This window comes from Kribbella sp. NPDC055071, assembly GCF_053608045.1.
On the sequence record NZ_JBSGUS010000002.1, the window covers coordinates 399,536 to 417,262 of the forward strand.

Annotated in this window: 14 protein-coding genes; 2 read left to right on the plus strand and 12 right to left on the minus strand. The window is 68.1% G+C overall.

Annotation, left to right across the window (positions count from 1 at the left end; translation table 11 throughout):
- Nucleotides 1–3 precede the first annotated feature (3 nt).
- From ACWF4Z_RS05310 to ACWF4Z_RS05360, 11 genes are all read right to left on the minus strand, one after another.
- Complete coding sequence (locus ACWF4Z_RS05310; RefSeq protein WP_452241686.1) at nucleotides 4–2,520, minus strand: helix-turn-helix transcriptional regulator; 2,517 nt, start codon at nucleotides 2,518–2,520, stop codon at nucleotides 4–6.
- Between the two features lie 3 nt (nucleotides 2,521–2,523).
- Nucleotides 2,524–3,780, minus strand: a complete 1,257-nt coding sequence (locus ACWF4Z_RS05315) for a DUF6923 family protein (RefSeq protein ID WP_452241687.1) — start codon at nucleotides 3,778–3,780, stop codon at nucleotides 2,524–2,526.
- Between the two features lie 52 nt (nucleotides 3,781–3,832).
- Nucleotides 3,833–4,600: a bestrophin-like domain gene (locus ACWF4Z_RS05320; protein ID WP_452241688.1), complete on the minus strand. Its 768-nt coding sequence runs from the start codon at nucleotides 4,598–4,600 to the stop codon at nucleotides 3,833–3,835.
- The gene (gene ispH, locus ACWF4Z_RS05325) at nucleotides 4,597–5,541 is read right to left on the minus strand and encodes a 4-hydroxy-3-methylbut-2-enyl diphosphate reductase (RefSeq protein ID WP_452241689.1); all 945 of its coding nucleotides are present in this window, start codon (nucleotides 5,539–5,541) and stop codon (nucleotides 4,597–4,599) included. The genes ACWF4Z_RS05320 and ispH overlap by 4 nt, the downstream gene beginning before the upstream one ends.
- A gap of 16 nt (nucleotides 5,542–5,557) precedes the next feature.
- Entirely contained in the window at nucleotides 5,558–6,601 is a 1,044-nt protein-coding gene (locus tag ACWF4Z_RS05330; RefSeq protein ID WP_452241690.1) for a family 2 encapsulin nanocompartment cargo protein polyprenyl transferase, read from the minus strand.
- A gap of 10 nt (nucleotides 6,602–6,611) precedes the next feature.
- Nucleotides 6,612–7,982, minus strand: a complete 1,371-nt coding sequence (locus tag ACWF4Z_RS05335) for a family 2B encapsulin nanocompartment shell protein (RefSeq protein WP_452241691.1) — start codon at nucleotides 7,980–7,982, stop codon at nucleotides 6,612–6,614.
- Nucleotides 7,979–10,183, minus strand: coding sequence for a terpene synthase family protein (locus ACWF4Z_RS05340; protein ID WP_452241692.1), 2,205 nt, complete (start codon nucleotides 10,181–10,183; stop codon nucleotides 7,979–7,981). The genes ACWF4Z_RS05335 and ACWF4Z_RS05340 overlap by 4 nt, the downstream gene beginning before the upstream one ends.
- A 3-nt stretch (nucleotides 10,184–10,186) precedes the next feature.
- Nucleotides 10,187–11,596, minus strand: a complete 1,410-nt coding sequence (locus tag ACWF4Z_RS05345; protein ID WP_452241693.1) for a family 2B encapsulin nanocompartment shell protein — start codon at nucleotides 11,594–11,596, stop codon at nucleotides 10,187–10,189.
- Nucleotides 11,597–12,004: 408 nt separating this feature from the next.
- Nucleotides 12,005–13,015, minus strand: a complete 1,011-nt coding sequence (locus tag ACWF4Z_RS05350) for a zinc-binding dehydrogenase (protein WP_452241694.1) — start codon at nucleotides 13,013–13,015, stop codon at nucleotides 12,005–12,007.
- A gap of 65 nt (nucleotides 13,016–13,080) precedes the next feature.
- Complete coding sequence (locus ACWF4Z_RS05355; protein WP_452241695.1) at nucleotides 13,081–13,800, minus strand: anti-sigma factor; 720 nt, start codon at nucleotides 13,798–13,800, stop codon at nucleotides 13,081–13,083.
- Nucleotides 13,793–14,407, minus strand: coding sequence for a sigma-70 family RNA polymerase sigma factor (locus ACWF4Z_RS05360; protein WP_452241696.1), 615 nt, complete (start codon nucleotides 14,405–14,407; stop codon nucleotides 13,793–13,795). Before ACWF4Z_RS05360 ends, ACWF4Z_RS05355 begins: the two co-directional genes overlap by 8 nt.
- A 223-nt stretch (nucleotides 14,408–14,630) precedes the next feature.
- Here ACWF4Z_RS05360 and ACWF4Z_RS05365 point away from each other — a divergent pair, with 223 nt between their 5' ends.
- Both ACWF4Z_RS05365 and ACWF4Z_RS05370 read left to right on the plus strand, forming a co-directional pair.
- Complete coding sequence (locus tag ACWF4Z_RS05365) at nucleotides 14,631–15,626, plus strand: ArsR/SmtB family transcription factor (RefSeq protein ID WP_452241697.1); 996 nt, start codon at nucleotides 14,631–14,633, stop codon at nucleotides 15,624–15,626.
- Nucleotides 15,627–15,700: 74 nt separating this feature from the next.
- Nucleotides 15,701–16,408 carry a CDP-alcohol phosphatidyltransferase family protein gene (locus tag ACWF4Z_RS05370; protein ID WP_452241698.1) on the plus strand — a complete coding sequence of 236 codons (708 nt, stop codon included), beginning with the start codon at nucleotides 15,701–15,703 and terminating at the stop codon, nucleotides 16,406–16,408.
- Here the strand turns inward: ACWF4Z_RS05370 and ACWF4Z_RS05375 are convergent.
- Nucleotides 16,403–17,623: an MFS transporter gene (locus ACWF4Z_RS05375; protein WP_452241699.1), complete on the minus strand. Its 1,221-nt coding sequence runs from the start codon at nucleotides 17,621–17,623 to the stop codon at nucleotides 16,403–16,405. The two genes, ACWF4Z_RS05370 and ACWF4Z_RS05375, sit on opposite strands and share 6 nt — an antisense overlap.
- Nucleotides 17,624–17,727: the final 104 nt, after the last annotated feature.

Genomic DNA, 17,727 nt, shown 5'->3' on the forward strand with positions numbered 1-17,727 from the left:
TGTTCAGAGGAGGGGACCGAGGGATTGGCGGGTGGGGGCGTTGAGTTTGCGGAGGGTGCTGGTGATGTGGTCTTCGATGGTGCTGACGGAGAGGGACAGGTCTGCGGCGATCTGCTTGTTGGTGCGGCCTTGGGCGGCTAGTTGGGCTACCTGCAGTTCCCGGGGAGAGAGGGTGTTGCCGTAGCCGCGGCGGCCGCGTTTGCGGCGGGCTGGGTAGCCGGCGGCGCGGAGGAGGTCTCGGCAGCGTTGGGCGTCTCCGCGGGCACCTAGTGCTTCGTACGCGAGTACGGCGTCGCCTAGCGGCTCGGGGTCGTCGTCGGCCAGGAGCATGCGGCCGTGGTGCTCTCGTACGACGCACTCGTAGTAGCGCCAGCCTAAGGACTGATATTGCGCGGTCGCCTGCTCGAACAGGTCGACGTTGTTGATGGCGATCGCCTGCGCGAGTGCGGCGGCAGCCGACGCCGCGGGGGAGTCGAGGCCCCGGACGACCTCGGCGTACTCGGCGGCGATCCGGCGGGCATCGTCTCGGGGCGCGGTCGCCGACAATCCAATGATCAGATCACCGGCGGACGCCCACCCGGCTTTTCGTCGCACGACGTCCAGCCCGCGGCGGAGGTTTGCGCCAGGACATGCGGCGAGCGCGGCGACCAGGACGGGGAACGGACCGAGTTCGGTTCGCTCGGTCAGGTTCCGCAGTCGCGCGCTGCCCGCCGGAAGATTTCCTCGGGCGAGCGCCAGCCGGCCCTCGATCAGGTCGAGCTCGGCCAGGACGAACGGCAGGTGCGCGGACGCCTCCCGCGCGCGGGTCAGCCGCTCGCCGAGGACCGCCCAATCACCTCGCGCGAACGCCAACCGCAAGCGGGCCGCCATGCTCACCGGATCCTCACTCCGCTCGAGGAACGCGGCCGTCCGGCCCAGCCAGGCCAGCGCGCTCTGCACCTCGGGATTCGCGGTATCCACCTTCGTCGGCTCACCGACGGCCAGGCGGAAGAGCGTGTGATTGCCGAGCTGTGGGTCGAGTGACAGCGCCCGCTGCATCCACGTCCGGTGCGAAGTCAACGACTCGGGCCCGAACGTCGGCAGGGCCAGGTGAGACATGACCCGCGCAGAGGTCGCGGGGTCGTCACGCAGCTCCTCCAAGGCAGTCAGCAACTGCTGCCGTCCCGCCCGCACCTCGCCGGCCTGATGCAAGAGAAACCCCAACCCGACCCGCAACCGCCCTCGAACCGAACTGGTACTCGCCGAGGGAACGGAATGCGGGCTCGACGCGGTGTTCCCGGTGGCGACATGGGGCTGTGGCGGGCTGGTGGGGGAACTGGACAGGAGCGACGTCAAGGTCGGGATGGTGTTGGGGAGGGGGAGCTTGAGGGAGAGGTGGGCGAGTTTGGTGGCCAGTCGAGCCTGGTCGGTCCAGGGGAGGGCTTCCATGGTGAGCATGATGACCAGGTGGTCGGCGGCGAGGGGCAGGTTGCCGGTGGCAACTAGGTGGTCGGCGGCTTGTTCTGCGTGTGTCAGCCAGGTGGTGAGGAGACCGCCATGGCGGGCGTGGTTGGCGATCCGCGTGTGGGGTGCGGGTTCGAGCGTCGCCAACGCGGTGGCGGCCTGACGGTGCAACCGTCGGAGGGTGTCCGGCGGGATCAGGGCAAGCGCCGATCGGCGGGCGAGGGTGTGACGGTGGTCGTACAGGCCGGGGCGTGGTTCGTGGAGTAGGCCGCGGGCGAGTGCGCAGTCGATGGCCGTGGTGAGCGACGGTCCACTGACTCCGGACACTGCGCCGAGCAGGCGTTCGGGCACAGGCGTCGTCATGATCGCCGCCGCGGAGACAACGTCACGACACGCCTCCGAGACCTCCTGCAGCCGAATCGCCATCGAAGCCCGTACTCCAACCGGAGCAGGCGTCTCCACCAACGAACGCCGAACCGCCGCCTCCACCTGCGACCCATCTCCTGTGAATTGAACATCTTGGAGGAAGGTGATGAGTGCGGAGGGGAAGCCGGCAGTGTGGTGCGTCAATGCCGCGGTGAGAGTAGGCGGGAGAGTGTCTTGCCCCAGGAGGTGGGCGGCGAGGTCGTGGACGGCGCTGGCGGTCAGCGGATCGACGCGGATCTCGGTGACAGGGGTCGTCGGCGTGAGTGCGGTCAGGTCGCCGGCCTCCGGGCGGCTCGTGAGGACAACGTGCGTCTGGGCCGGTAGGCGCGCGATCAGAGAAGCCAACAACTGAAGGGTTTCCGCGGTCGCCCACTGAAGGTCTTCGACAAGGAGTACGACGCAACCGGCGGCTCCGACGTCCGCCAGCTCATCGAGGACGGCGATGAGCTGACCGGAGTCGTGTGGATGGCAACGCGCGGTTAGCCACCGCGCAGGGTGATGAGCAGCCGCCTCCTCCACCAGACGCGTCTTGCCGATGCCGGCCTCACCGATGACCAGCGTGACGGCGGGCGCAGTGCTGAGCGCCTTGGTGAGCTGAGCGAGCTCGCGATCTCGTCCGATGAGCGTTCCGGTGACCCCTCCTTTGATCATGGGCTACCCACGACGCATCCGGCGTTGGGCGGCCGTCGCGGCACCGCTGGTCAACACCAGCAACAGCGTCGCGAGAGACCAGCGGCGCAACACCTGCACCGTCCGGTCCTCGGTCTTGGGGACGTCGGCCACCTTCGGCGCCGGCGTGAAGTCGACCGGAGCACTCGGCCGAACCGGGGGCGGCGTAGTTGGTGGCGTGGGGGACGGCGTCGGCTCTGGACGAGGCGGCTGATCAGACGGCCGAGGCGCCACGGCCGCAGTCGGCGTGGGCGTGGGAGTCGGAGTAGGTGTGTGCGGAGGTTGCGGCGTCGGCGTACGCACAGAAGGCGAAGGAGAAGGCAAAGAAGGCTTAGGCGTAGGAGGCCGCGGGGTCGGAGGCCGAGGCGGAGGTGTGGGAGTAGGTGTAGGCGTCGGAGTAGGTGTGGGAGGCGGCGGGGGAGCAGGAGCCTGCCGGAGACACCCAGCCGCATCGCTGTCCGCCACGGGCTGCCAGGACGCGAGCTCGGTCGACGTCCCGTCGAACCCGATCCGGTACAGCCGGCTCGTCCGTCCATGTCCGGTATGGACGGCGTACAGCCCCGACGACCCCACCACGACGGAGCTGTACGCGTCCTGCCAAGGGATCCCGGGCACCGCCGCCACCACTTGCAGCTCCCCGGTCACCGGCGACAGGCTGACCACCTTGGCCACATGCCCGTACGTCGCCACCCCGTACAGCACCCCCGACACCGGATCCGCCCCGAAGTCATCCACCGACGTCCCCCACCAGATCGGGGCCAGTTGCACGTCGCGCAGCACCTTCCGGTACGACGAACTCCGCGGGTCGGTGTCGATCGTGTACAGCCGATGCCCGTCGCGCACATACAGCCGCGACCCCACCACCGCGCCCGCCGACGGATCGGCGATCCCGCCGACTCCGTGCCGAACCTCATCCAAGGACGTCACCTTCCCCGTCCGCGAGACGGTGACGAGCACCGGCCGACGCAGCAACCAGCCGTGACTGTCGTGGGTCGCGATGCCGTAGACGAGGTCCTGAGACTTCGCATACCCGGCCGCTCGGATCTGGTAGTCGAGTCGCCCGAGGTCCGTCGTCGTACCCGATGGCAGGTCGACCCGGACGAGCCGCGACAGCGAGTGAAAGCCGGCCGACCGGAAGTCGAGGAACGAGCACTCCACCGCTGCCGTCGCCGGTTCCGCGAGTACGACGCCCGCCAAGACCGCCGTACCGCACAGCGCGACCGCCGCCACTCCCGCCAGCATCCGCCGCACACCGCCGCCCCGGGACAGAGCGGCGGTGTGGGCTGGTCGTGGGTCAGCCACCATCGGTCAGGCGGGACAGAGCGGACAAGAACGCGTCGGGGCCGACGTTGGCACCACCGCTGAACGGGTTCTGCAGTTGGTAGATCGCGAACAAGAGCAGCGCGATCGCCCCGGCCAGCATCGACACGATGAACGCGTACGAGTACAGCCCCGGCCCACCGAACATGAACATCAACGCCACCGACATCACGCTGCCGATCAAGATCGCGAACCACACCACCCCGCTCACGCCGCTGCCGCTGGACGTCAGCCGGACCTGCCGCGCCTGGTACACGTTCCAGACTTGGTTCGCCGCTTCGACCCGGCGATCCTCCTGCCGCTCGCTGGTCGTCTTCGCCTGCTCGACCGTCTTCTGCAGGCTCGCGAGCAGCGTCCACCCCTCGCCGCTCACGTCGCGCCCGGCCCGCATGTCCGGCCACTCCTGCTCGGACACCTCGGTTGCGTACGACCGCGTCAGCGACTGGATCCTGGCCCGGTCCGCCGGCGCGAGCGACTCCCCGGCCCACTGCACCGCGACCAGCGCATTCGCCTCGTCGTACGTCGTTTTGCCGGCCGTATCCATGCCGTCGAACAACGAGATCAGCACGAACGCCGCGATCACGACGTTGACCCCACCCACGATCGTGAAGACCTGACCGGCGACCTCGTTGTTCGCCTCGCGGCCCTCGCGTTGTCGCCACCTGCGCAGGATCACCGCGAGCACGGCCGTCACGATCATGACGCCGCCGACCCACAACAGCCCACTGGGAATCAGGCTCATGACTGCCTCACCGCCGGCGGCAAGGTGAACCGAACCGTCTCCCGAGTCACCTCGTGCTCGACGACCTCCACCGGCCCGAGCGAAGCGATCCGCTCGATCACCTCGTCGACCAGCACCGGCGGAGCGGACGCACCGGCGGTCAGCCCCACCACCCGGACTCCGTCCAACCACTCCACCAGTACGTCGGAAGCCCGGTCGACCAGGTACGCCGTCGTACCGTTGCGCTCGGCAAGCTCTACCAGGCGCTGCGAGTTCGAGGAGTTCTCCGACCCGACCACGATGACCAGGTCGGCCGCCTCGGCGATCGCGGTCAACGCCGCCTGCCGATTCGTCGTCGCATAACAGATATCCGCCGTGTCCGGACCCCGAGCGCCGGGAAACTTGTTGCGCAGGGCATCGATCAGCGCGGTGGTCTCGTCCACGGCCAGCGTGGTCTGAGTCAAGTACGCGACCCGGGACGGATCGTCGACCTCCAACGCCTCGACGTCCTCGAGTGTCTCCACCAACACGGTCTGGTCCGGTGCCTCGCCGAGTGTTCCCTCCACTTCCTCGTGACCGGCATGCCCGATCAGTACGACGGTGTGCCCGCGGGCGGCGTAGCGACGCGCTTCGACGTGCACCTTGGTGACGAGCGGACAGGTGGCGTCCACGACCTCCAATCCACGCTGCCCGGCGTCCCGTCGGACCGCCGGCGCAACCCCGTGCGCGGAGAGGACGACCGTGGCGCCCGCCGGCACCTGGTCGAGTTCGTCGACGAAGACGGCACCGCGAGCGCGTAAGTCCTCGACGACATGGGTGTTGTGCACAATCTGCTTACGGACATAGATCGGCCCGGACCGGGCCGCGAGCAGTCGTTCGACGATGTCGACGGCTCGCTCCACGCCCGCACAGAACGACCGCGGAGACGCCAGCAAAATAGTGCGTGACACAGGTTCACACATGGGAATTCCCCCCTCACTAGTGATCGCGGCGTGTGGCCAGCCGGGCCAACCTCTCCAGCTCGGCTGCCGCGGGAGCGATCGCCCCGGCGGACGTCAGTTCACCCAGCGCTGATGCCAGCAGCGCGTCCGCCTGCGCCTGGCACGTCTCCCGGCCGCCGGCGCTCTCGATCAGCACCGCCGCATCCGTGAGTTCGGAGTCGGACAACTCCTCCGAACGCCGGTACATCGCCGCGAGCTTCCGGCCTGCCGGCGTGTTCGACGCCAGCGCGTCCACGACCGGCAGCGACTTCTTCCGCCGGCGCAGATCGGAGTAGACCGGCTTGCCGGTGACCGACGGTGTCCCCCAGATGCCGAGCAGGTCATCGACGTACTGGTACGCGAGCCCGAGATCCTCGCCGTACAACCGCAGGTGATCGATCTGCTCCGGCCTACCCCCACCGAACAGCGCGCCGAGCGCCGTACAACAACCGAGCAGTGCGCCCGTCTTCAACTGCGCCATCCGCACACACTCGGCCGGTACGACGTCGTCGCGCGTCTCGAAGTCCGCATCGGCCAACTGCCCGTCCACCAACTCCTGGACGGCCGCGCCGAGCATCCGGGCCGCATCACCACGGTCGGGATGACCGCTGCCGACCAGTACGTCGAAGGCCAGGCCGAGCAAGGCATCCCCGGCCAGGATCGCCGGGCCGAGCCCGTACACGGTCCAGGCCGTCGCGCGATGCCGGCGAGCGGTATCGCAATCCATCACATCGTCGTGCAGCAACGAGAAGTTGTGCACCAACTCGACCGCGACCGCAGCCGGTAGCGCGGCTTCCGCCGTACCGCCGACGGCTTGGGCGGTCAGCAGCACCAGGGCCGGGCGGATCGCCTTGCCGCCGTCGGCGTGTGCGGGCCGGCCGTCCTCGTCGGCCCAGCCGAAGTGGTAGTCGGCGATCCGCCGCGTTGCCGGCGGCAACGAGCCGACGGCGTCGCGCAGCGCGGGCTCGAACTGCGCCCGGCTCCAGGCGAGCACCTCGGCCGCGGATCGGTCACCCTGACTGGTCTCCTGCAGCGTGGACATCGCATCGCTCCTATCCACCGAGCTCGACGTTTTCCAGGACACCGAGCGCGTCCGGAACGAGTACCGCCACCGAGTAGTAGGTGCTGACCAGGTAGGAGCTGACCGCCTTGGCGCTGATGCCCATGAACCGGGCGTTCAGGCCGGGCTCGACCTCGTCCGGCAGACCGGTCTGCCGCAGCCCGACGACCCCCTCGTCCTCCGCGCCCGTGCGTAGCACCAGGATCGAGGTCGTGTTGGTGTCGGAGATCGGAATCTTGTTCGAGGGCAGCAGCGGTACGCCGCGCCACGCCTGGACCGTCCGTCCCTCGACGGTCGCGGTCTCCGGATAGATCCGCCGACGCGTACATTCGCGACCGAAGGCAGCGATCGCGCGCGGATGTGCCAGCAGCAACCTGGGTTTGCGCCGTCGGGTGAGCAGCTCGTCGAAGTCGTCCGGGGTTGGTGGGCCGGTGCGGGTGTAGATGCACTGCTGATAATCCGCGTTGTACAGCAGCCCGAAGTCGCGGTTGTTCAGCAGCTCCCACTCCTGCCGCTCACGCAAGGCCTCGATCGTGAGCCGCAGCTGCTGCTCGGTCTGGTCCATCGGGTCGCTGTAGAGATCCGCGACCCGCGTCTGCACCCGCAGAATCGTCTGCGCGACGCTCAGCTCGTACTCACGTGGGGCGGGGTCGTAATCGACGTACGTCCCAGGTAGCGCGTCCTCGCCGGCATGCCCCGACGCGACGTCGATCGCCGCCTCACCAGCCTTGTTCTGCGCGGGTTTCGGCCGTTGGCGCACCTCGTCCAGATGCGTACGCAACGACTCCGACCGCTCGACCAGCTCGGTGAAGTCCGCGCGGTTCAACTTCAGGACGACGCAGCTCGTGAGTGCCTTGGTCGTGTACTCCCAGAGGTTCTCCGGTGGCTCGGTCATCAGCTGCTCACCGAGGTAGTCACCATCCGCGAACGTGCCGAGGTCCGTCCCGGCGCCGTACGCACCGATCCCGGACTTGGCAACCTTGCCATGAGCAATCAGTACGACGTCGTCCACGCGACTGCCGAACTCCGCGATCACCTGCCCGGGCTCGAGGTCCTCGCGCCGGAACCGATCTGCCAGCGCGACCAGGACGTCGGCATCGGCGAAGTCGCGCAGTGGCGGCAACTCGGTGAGCTCCGCCGGGATCACCCGCACGTCCGAGCCGGTGACCGAGAAGCTGAGCCGGCCGTCGCCCAGTGCGAACGTGGTCCGCCGGTTCACCCGATACGTGCCACCGGTCGTCTCCACCCAGGGCAGCATCCGCAGCAGCCAGCGTGGTGTGATCCCTTGCATTTGTGGGACGGACTTGGTGGTGGTGGCGAGCTTCCTGGCCGCCGCGGTGCTGAGGCTGAGTTGATCGTTCATGCCACAGTCGCCTTTCTGTGCAGACGAAACGCGGACGTTCCGAGCCCGGTAGGACTACTCAGCACGCGCCGTCGCGCGGGTTGGCGATGCGGCAAGGCGGACGCCTCGTAGCGGTGACAACCCTGGTGCCAGACGAGGATCCCGGACATCCAGTTCTGCAACTCCTCCGCGTAGCGCTGCAGCATGTGCCGGATGTCGTCATCGACACCGAAGTCATGGCAGAGCGTGGGGAGATCGACGGCGACCACGTGCTCGAACTGCTGCATCCTGACGGTCATCAGCTCGTTGACCACGGCAACCGCCTGATCCTTGTCGCAGGCAAGGAAGTTCTGGACGACCAGCACACCGTTGTGGAAGTCGCCGTCGTACTCGATCTCCTTGTGGTAGGAGAAGAGGTCGTTCAGCAGGCAGGCGTAGTCGGCCGCGGCGTTCTCCATCGCCTGGATCGGCCGGGATCGGTAGAGCCCGGCGGGGATCCGGTCGTTGTGGCCGATCCGGCACAGGCTCATGGTGAGGTCGGAGCCGAAGGTCCGCCGGCGCATCTCCACGTAGTCGACCGGGTCGGGGATCCGGTTCTGCGCCTGGTTCGACAGCTCCCAGAGCCAGCTGTCCGTCATCGTGTCGACCCCGTGCCGGAACTGCTCCCGCTGCGCGACCGTCATCGGACCGGCCGTGCGCACCCAGAGATCGGCCAGGGACCGTTCCAACGGTGTCGCCGGAGCGGGCATGACCAGATCGATCGGCAGGAACGACGACAGTCGTGCAGTCGTCGCGCGAGCCCCGGCCAGATCGCGCCGTGGTCCGAAGACGACCGGATAGTAGTCGTCCGCGTACGTGCCCCACGCCAGCCAGCCGCTGGCGAGATCGAGCTGCTCGGGCGTCGCGTCCGGGTAGATCCCGGCCGCGCACAACGGCAGGTCGAACGCCGCCAGCATCCGGGCGTCCCAGATCGTCCCGTCGGTGATGCCCGTCCGCTCACCCCACTCCACCAGGTTGAACCGGGCATCAGCGAGGTGTGGACTCTGCCTCGCCGCGTACGGCATATAGATGTCCGGAAGGTTGGTCGGTCCAACCGGCTGATGCGGGACGAAACCGTGCGAGCGCGTCCGGTACGGCGCGGTCGTAGCGATCGACGTGAAGATGCGGAGGGCCGACGTACCCAGTCCGTCCGAGCCGAGCGCCGCTTTGCCGCCTTGGTTCATGTAGCGACTGGACCGTAGGTGCCACTCATGACCGCCGGATTGCCAGTCCTGTAGGCCTTTCACGTAGTTGAGGACGTCAAGCTGGCCCAGCGGATCGATCCCGTGTTCCTGCAAAAGAGCCGGCACCTCGACCACAGCCGTGTTCTCGAACTGGTGCAGTCGCGAGGTGAGGATGTCGTTGACGAGATCCGCGGCCCGCTGGGTCGGGCAGTCGAAGAACGTCTCCATCACCAGGACCGCGTTGTTCACCTCTCCTTCGACCTCGACCTCGCGCTGGTACGAGAAGAGGTCGTTACGCAGATGGATGGCGTCGGAGAAGGTGTCGCTGAGCACCTGCATCGGCCGGGTGCCGGCGATCTCTGTCGGCACCTCGGCGGTCACGTACTCGACCAGGTTGGCCGACCAGGGTGCTCCGCCGACTTTGCGGCGCATCTCGACGTACTCGATCGGGTTGGCGATCCGCCCGGTGGCGATGTTCGACAGCTCCCACAGGGACTCCGCGAGTAGAGCCTCTGTGGTCTGCCGGAATCGTTGCCGCCAGCCCGCGGACATCGACGGAACGGTCCGATTCCACAGGTCGACCAACCCGCGCTCGACGGGATTCTCCGGTGTTTCGGTGCTGTGCTGTCTAGTGAAGGGTCCTTCGGCCGGCATGAACAGCGGGAGCCGGTCGAGGTAGGCCTTCGCGGCCGAGATGTCCTGGGTCTTCTTGTACAGCTCGAGGAAGTGGTCGTCGAAGTAGAAGACCCACACGTACCAGTCGGTGACCAGGTCCAGTTGCGGTCCGGTCGCGTCCGGATGCGTGTACGCGCAGAGCAACGCGTAGTCGTGGGAGTCGAAGTCGTGCTCGTCCCAGACGTGATGGCCTTCCTGAGGTACATCGATCATGTCGAACGCGTAGGCCCAGGACTTGCTGTGCGCCCGGGCACCCTCCAGGTGGGGATTGATCCTGGCCGGGTACGGCACATAGAAGTCGGGCAGCTCGTAGGGCTGCGGCACAGCTCAGCCCTCGCGGCCGATCTCCACGCCTTCGAGCACACCTAGCGCGTCAGGAACCAGAACGGCCGCCGAGTAGTAGGCGCTGACCAGATAGTTGATGATCGCCTTCTCGCTGATGTTCATAAACCGCACCGACAGGCCGGGCTCGTACTCGTCCGGCAGGCCGGTCTGGTGCAGGCCGATCACACCCTGGTTGTCCTCGCCGGTGCGCATCAGCAGGATCGAGCTGGTCCGGGTGTCGCTGATCCCGAGCTTGTTGCACGGGAAGATCGGTACGCCGCGCCACGCCGGCAACCGGTGTCCGCCGACATCGATCGCGTCGGGGTAGATCCCGGCCTTCGTACACTCACGCCCGAATGCCGCGATCGACCGCGGATGCGCGAGGAAGAAGGCCGGCTCCTTCCAGACCAGACTGAGCAGCTCGTCGAGATCTCCAGGCGTCGGCGGACCGCTGCGGGTCGGGATCCGCATGCTCAGATCCGCGTTGTGCAGCAGACCGAAGTCACGGTTGTTGACCATCTCGTGTTCCTGCCGTTCGCGCAGGGCCTCGATGGTGAGCCGCAACTGCTGCTCGGTCTGGTCCATCGGGTGGTTGTAGAGATCCGCGACCCGGGTATGCACGCGGAGGACGGTCTGCGCGACGCTCAGCTCGTACTCGCGCGGGGTCGTCTCGTAGTCGACGTACGTACCGGGCAGGTCGGACTCGCCCGCGTGGCCGGCGGCGAGCTCGATCGCTGCCTCGCCGAACTCGTCCTGGGCGGCCTCGGGGCTGTCGCGGAAGTGCTCGATGTGGGTGCGCAGGCTGTCGGACTGCGAGACGAGCTCCTCGAACGATGCCTGGGACAACGACAGTAGCGTGCACGGCGTGATCGCCTTGACCGTGAACTCCCAGAGGTCGTCGGACTCCAGGATGGCGCGGTAGGTGAAGTGGTCGCCGTCGACCAGCGTCTCCAGGACGGTCTCGTCGCCGTACTTGCCCACGCCGATCTTGTTCACCTTGCCGTGGGCGATCAGGCAGATCTGGTCGGCCGGGTGGCCGCGCTCGACGATCACGTCACCGGGCTGAAACTCCTGCTGGACAAAGCGATCCGCGAGCGCGGTCAGCACCTCGACGTCGTCGAAGCTGCGCAACATGCCGAGCTCGCAGAGCTCTTGCGGGATCACGCGAACCTCGGAGCCAGTGGTGGTGAAGGTGACCCGGCCGTCCCCGACCGCGTAGCTCAGCCGGCGGTTGACCCGGTAGGCGCCGCCCTTGGCCTCGACCCACGGCAGCAGCTTGAGCAGCCACCGCGAGGTGATGCCCTGCATCTGCGGCTCGGACTTGGTCGTGGTGGCCAGGTTGCGGGCCGCCGCGGTCCCGAGGCTCAGCTGGGACGTGGCGTTGGCGTCGGTGTCGGGATCGGTCAGAGTCATAGCGGACACACCACCGTTCGTTCGTAGCGGTTTTGGGCGCGCGTCAGTACCGCCGCGCGCGGTTGTGCGCAGGCAGAACCCCCGGCCAGGCGTGCACGGAACAGCACGGACAACACAGCTCGGACAACACAGCACGGCACAGCACGGCACTGCTGTGCGCTGCCTGGCGCGACTCGTGGATGGATTGAATCCGGCCGATCCCGGAACGAGCTACGGACTGCCCGGCGTCCCCAGTTTCGCCGTGTAGCCGTCCTGTCGGCCTACATCACAAACAGTAACCGCCCGTTCACCGCGGCCGTCAAGATGTACCTACCGGCAACTTCTTTCAGCCCTTCCAAACCCCGAAACAATGCCGCCGCACCCCCGACGAAACAGCGCTGGGTGGTCGCTGGGCGGTCTCTGGGCGGTTCAGAACGAGAGCGAGAGGAGAACCTTGCCCGAGACGTCCGAGTCGCCGGCGGTCGTGAACGCATCGACCGCCCGGTCGGCCGGATACTCGTGCGTGATGACCTGTTCGAGCCCGGGATCGGCGTCGAGGAGCCGGATCGCGTGGTCGATCTCGTCGTGGAAGCGGAGCGTGCCACGGAGCTGGAGCTCGCGGGAGACCACAGGTGCGAGGTTCACGCTGCGCGGCTCGTTCGGCGGGATGCCGACCAGTACGACGATGCCGGCCCGGCGCGTAGCCTCGATCGCGGCACTGATCGCCGCGGGTACGCCGGTGCACTCGAGCACCACGTCGAAGCTCGTCGACGGGATCTCGTCGACGCCGACCTGGATGGTGTCGTGGACACCGAGTCCCCGGGCTCGCTGGAGCGGACCCGGGAAGAGATCGGCCGACACCACCTCGGCGGCGCCCTCGGCAAGCGCGGCGGCCGCCGTCAGCAGCCCGATCGGACCGGAGCCGGACACCAGCACCCGGCGCCCCTTGACGTCGCCCGCGATGTGTACGGCGTGCAGGGCGACACCCAATGGCTCGGCCAGGGTCGCGCGGCGCAGTGGCAGGCTCGTGGGCAGGGTGCGGACCATGTGCTTGCCTACGACAACAAACTCGCTCATTCCGCCTTGCGTATGCGGCCAAGTGGACGCGCTGCCGAGATAGGCGCCGTTCGGCCAGAGGTGCGGACGGTCCTCGATGCCGGGCTCCGAGGTGCCGAAGGTGGCTGGATGGATCGTCACCGGCGTACCCGGGACCAGGTCGCCGGACGGATCGAGGTCGACCGTGCCGGAGAGCTCGTGACCGGGAATCAGCGGCTCGCGGATGACGAACGCACCGACCGCGCCATCGTTGTAGTAGTGCAGGTCAGAACCGCAGATGCCGCCGTACGCCATCCGAAGCCGAACCTCTCCGGTCCGCGGAACAGGAGTCGCGACCTCGGTCCCGACAAGCTCGAGCTTGCGCTGGATAACGACGGCCCTCATACCTCTCCTCACGCTTCGTCCCCACGAGAACTTTACAAGTCCACTCCCTCTCTCCATCTTGTTCTTCAGGTGATGGGGATGGTGGTGGCGGTGGGGAGGGTTGGTTTGGGGGAGCCGCCGGTGGGTTCGATGGTGAGGCCGAAGGCGATCATGCCGGTGACCGAACCGTTGACGACCTGGGTGAGGTCGCCGGCTGCGAGGCCGACGGAGTGGGCGGACTTGGTCGGGTCGATCATCCACAGCTGCCATGTGCGGTCGGACGGGAGCTTCGGCAGATCCCGCAGTACGACGACCGCCGAGTCGGCGCGGGCGGACACGACGACAGTGGCCTGACCGCCGCCGGAGACGGCGCCGTGGACCGTCCGCGCATCCGGTTGCGAGAGTACGGCGGAGACGCGGTTGCTCGCCTGGACCGCCGCGTTCTTGTCGCGGTACTGATCGATCGCGACCCCGCCGGCGCCGGCGACCACGAGTGCGGCCGCGGCGAGCGCGAGGAGAGATCGCCGGCTGGTCCGACGGCGTGGCGTCAGGTCGGCGCCTGCTACGACCGGAGGAAGCTGGCGGACGTTCTCGATCGCGGCCATGACACTGGCCTTCACCGCGGGCGGCGGCGGCGTCGACACCTGCGTGGAGAGCTTGACCGCGGCCTCACGCAGCTCGGCGACCTCCGTCGTGCAGAAAGCACACTCGGCGAGATGCGCCTCGAAGGCAATCCGTTCGTCGTCCGGCAATGCGTCCAGCACGTACGGACCGGTGAGCGTGTGGACATCCGGTTCCTCAGTCATGACTTACCCCCGTTGTCGTCCCGAGGCAGTCGCGGAGCCTGATCAGGCCGTCGCGCATCCGTGCCTTGATGGTCGGCAGTTTCGCTCCGAGTCGCTGGGCGACCTCGGGATAGGTGTAGCCGTTGTAGTACGCCAGCTCGATCGACTCCCGTTGGAGGCCGGTGAGCGTGCCGAGGCAGCGCCGTACCTGCTCGCCCTCGAGCCGGGTCGTGACGGTGTCGGAGACCTGGTCGAAGTCGACCTCCACCGATCGGATGCCGGCGAGCTCGGTGCGGTCGGCCGAGGCCTGTTCGGAGCGGACCCGATCGACCGCGCGGCGGTGCGCGATCGTGAGGATCCAGGAGTGCGCGGAGCCGCGGTCGGCGTCGTACCGGGTGGCGGTGCGCCAGACGTCGAGCATGACCTCCTGCGTCACCTCCTCGGACTGGGCCGGGTTGCGCAGGACGCGACGGACCAGACCGAACACCCACGGCGCGACCCGGTCGTACAGGGCGCTGAAGGCGGCGGTGTCGCCGCCCGCGGTCAGCGCGAGCAGGTCGCCATCGGTGACCTCACCGGGGCGCAGATGCGACCCGGCCGGCCAAGGCAGTGAAGTAGGTCCGGTCACGGTCAGCTCGCCGGCGGCATCAGCACGGAGTCGATGAAGTACACCGTAGCGTTCGCGGTCTTCGCGCGGACGGGTTTCTGGGGCATGACGACATCGCTTTCTCACGGGTCAGCTGATACCGGTACTTCGGTGCCGTGACGGGCCTGGATGGCCGAGGTGGAACCTTTCTGCGTTCCGGTGTGTCCCACTAATGTGACAACCGGCTAGGGGACGGGGTGGACTGGTGCCGCTGCGGATCTACTTCACGGCTGCCGATCTTCGCAATGTGCGGATCGCGGCCGGCCCGCATCCGCTCTGGGAGGTCGTGCTGAGCATCAACAGCCTCCAGCAGGGCGACGACCTGCCGCCGAGGTACTGGGCCTGGCGGGATTCCGTCACCGAACGTGGCCGCGACCGTTGCGATGATGCCCGCGTGCTGCGGGCGGCGTGCAACTTCGTTCCACTGCAGGGAAACTTCGCCGACTTCCTCACCCCGACGCTCGAGGAGCTGGACGCGCAGGCACACTTCGACACCATGCTCGGCCTGTCGGCGAACGCCGTTCGCGCGGATCTGACCAGGACGTACCGCCGGGTCGAGCGGCCGCCGCAGTGGGCGCATCGGCTCCACGAGGTCGGACGTCCGGACGGCGTCGTCCAGGTGCTGCAGGAGTACCGCTCGGTGGCGCTGGACGACGTGATCTGGAACGACGTTCATCACCAGGTCGAGGCGGCCCGTGCCCGGTTCGCGGGGAATCTGCTGGCGACCGGCCTGGACGGCCTCCTCAGCCGGCTGCATCCGTCGATCCGCTGGCGGTGGCCGGTGCTCGAGAGCGATTACGGAGTCGATCTGGACCTGCATCTGCAGGGTCGCGGGCTGTTGATCGTCCCCGCATACTTCAACTTCGACCGTCCGGTCACTCTGATCGACGGGGAGCAGCCGCCGACCCTGGTCGTTCCGGCCGTCATCGATCGCAACGCCGTCCCTCTCGCCCTGGACTGCGATGCGATCGAGGGGCTCGGCCACTTGATCGGCCACACCCGGGCACAGGTCTTGGTCGCGCTCGGCATCGCCGCCTCGACCAACCAACTGGCGAACCGGCTGCACGTCACTCCCGCGGCCATCAGCCAGCACACGAAGGTCCTGCGCGAAGCCGGACTCGTCACCACCACGCGCACCGGCCAGTCCGTCCGCCACGCCCTGACCCCGCTCGGGCGGGCTCTGCTCGGTACGGCGTATTGAAAGCGCCGTACTGAACCGGAGACCTTCAGGCCGCGTATAGGGGACGATTCGTTCGTCCCCAGCGTGAGGTGCCGATGCCTGCCGTACTGAAACCTGTCGGGATCGGCGCCGCCGCGACCGCGCTCGGCTGCCTGCTGGCCGCCGCGCCCGCCCCCGCCGGCGCGGCGTTCGCGGTCTACCTGGCCGCGGCCCTGCTGGTCATGCTGGCCTGGGTCCGCCAGCACCCGAACCGACGTCACTTCGGCGTGGCGAACTCGGTGACATTGGCCCGCCTCGTCGGCAGTGTGTGGATCCTGGCCCTGCTCCTGCAGGCCGTCTGGGCGGAGCCCACACGAGCGATCTCGGTCTCCATGACCGTTATCGGAGCGGCCTGCCTGATCCTCGACGGAGTCGACGGCCGGATCGCCCGGCGACGCGGCGAGGCCAGCCGGTTCGGCGGCCATTTCGACAACGAGACCGACGCCGGTACGACGGTTCTGCTGTCCATCACCCTCGCCGTCGTGCACGTCGCCGGCTGGTGGGTGATCCTGATCGGCCTGCTCCGCTACCTGTACCTGCTGGCGGGGGTCGTGCTGCCCGCGCTCCGGCGTCCGCTGCCGTTCAACCAGGCGCGTCGGGTCGTCGGCACCGGCCAGGCGGTCCTCGTCCTACTTGCCATCCTCCTGGCCGGACTCCACCCGAGCCGGTGGCTCGTCCTGCTTCCCGCCGCTGCCCTGCTGGCGTTGCTGTGGTCGTTCGGCCGCGATGTCTGGCGGCAGTTGGCGAGCCCGGCCGATCTATAGCGCCGGGTACGCGGTCTGCACTCTGTCTCGGGAGGAGGACCTCGCCACCAGGAGGTGCAGGGTCAGGGTGATCAGCAAGATGACCGAGGCGACCCCGAGCAGCCCCTTCGGTGCGCTGCCGGCCGCGAGGGCGGCACCGCCGAGCCCGGACCCGAGGGCGGATCCGAGCGAGATCGCGCTGCCGTTCAACGCCATCACGATCGCGGCGGACGACGGGGCCAGCGAGCCCAGACGAGCCTGTTGCGGGACGGCCGCGCCACCATTGCCGACTCCGGCGGCGAAGAACCAGATCAAGCCCATCACCGCGACGACGGTCGTCGACCCGATGGTCAGCCCGAGCACGCCGATGATCGAGTTGAGCAGCAGCCCGATCAGGACGAGCGTGAGCACCCGGAGTGCGCTGAAGCGGTCCGTCAGCCGGCCCGTGACCGCGTTGCCGACCAGGCTCGAGACGCCGTACCCGAACATCACCGCGATGATCATCCAGCTGGCCGGCAGCGACGGGCCGAGGATGAGGATGGCGTACGTGAAGCAGGTGTAGCTGCTGCAGAGGATGCCGGTGGTGACGAGCAGCCCGGCCAGCAGGCGCGGTTGCCGGAGCGGGCGGAGACGGTCGGTCAGAGATCCGGCCGGGAGATGCAGGCGCGGGAGCTTGAGCATGATGCCGACCAGCGCGACGGTGCCGACCACCGCGACCAGGACCATCGGGAACCGCCAGTTGGACTGGCCGAGCAACAGCCCGACCGGTACGCCGAGAGCCGTCGCGGTCATCCAGCCGCCGAGCACGAAGGACAGGGCCTTGCCGTGGTGCTCGACCGGGGTCAGCGCGATCACGTAGCCGGTGACGGCGGCGTTGAGCAGCGAACCACCGAGTGCCGCCACGATGCGGCCGCCGAGTGCAATCGGGTACGTCGGCGCCACCGCCACGATGACGTTGCCGAGGATGAACACGGCGAGTGCCAAGGCGATCGTCGTACGGCGTTCCCAGCGGCTCGTCAGCGTGCCGAGGACCGGGCCGGCCAGCGCCGCTGTCAGTGCGAACACCGACATCAACTGCCCGGCGGCCGCCGCGCTCACCTCGAGATCGCCGGCGATGGCCGGCAGCAGCCCGGCCAGCACATAGCCGTCGATTCCCATCGAGAACGTCGCGACCGCCAGCCAGATCAGCGTCTGGTACGACACCCCGGACTTCGCCGGCGCCTGAGTTCCCTCCATCGGAGTATCGAACCTCGTCCGCCCGCTCCCGGCAACCCGAAACTGCACAAAGATGTCGCCCAGCCCCAGAATTCACGCAACTCCAGGCGCCAGTAACCGGCGGG

Excerpts from the sequence above, each read along its gene's own strand:
- ACWF4Z_RS05310 (WP_452241686.1), bottom strand. The coding sequence starts at position 2,520 with ATGATCAAAGGAGGGGTCACCGGAACGCTCATCGGACGAGATCGCGAG.
- ACWF4Z_RS05375 (WP_452241699.1), bottom strand. The coding sequence starts at position 17,623 with ATGGAGGGAACTCAGGCGCCGGCGAAGTCCGGGGTGTCGTACCAGACG.
- ACWF4Z_RS05370 (WP_452241698.1), top strand. The coding sequence starts at position 15,701 with ATGCCTGCCGTACTGAAACCTGTCGGGATCGGCGCCGCCGCGACCGCG.
- ispH (WP_452241689.1), bottom strand. The coding sequence starts at position 5,541 with ATGTGTGAACCTGTGTCACGCACTATTTTGCTGGCGTCTCCGCGGTCG.
- ACWF4Z_RS05330 (WP_452241690.1), bottom strand. The coding sequence starts at position 6,601 with ATGTCCACGCTGCAGGAGACCAGTCAGGGTGACCGATCCGCGGCCGAG.
- ACWF4Z_RS05355 (WP_452241695.1), bottom strand. The coding sequence starts at position 13,800 with ATGACTGAGGAACCGGATGTCCACACGCTCACCGGTCCGTACGTGCTG.
- ACWF4Z_RS05320 (WP_452241688.1), bottom strand. The coding sequence starts at position 4,600 with ATGAGCCTGATTCCCAGTGGGCTGTTGTGGGTCGGCGGCGTCATGATC.
- ACWF4Z_RS05315 (WP_452241687.1), bottom strand. The coding sequence starts at position 3,780 with ATGCTGGCGGGAGTGGCGGCGGTCGCGCTGTGCGGTACGGCGGTCTTG.
- ACWF4Z_RS05335 (WP_452241691.1), bottom strand. The coding sequence starts at position 7,982 with ATGAACGATCAACTCAGCCTCAGCACCGCGGCGGCCAGGAAGCTCGCC.
- ACWF4Z_RS05350 (WP_452241694.1), bottom strand. The coding sequence starts at position 13,015 with ATGAGGGCCGTCGTTATCCAGCGCAAGCTCGAGCTTGTCGGGACCGAG.
- ACWF4Z_RS05345 (WP_452241693.1), bottom strand. The coding sequence starts at position 11,596 with ATGACTCTGACCGATCCCGACACCGACGCCAACGCCACGTCCCAGCTG.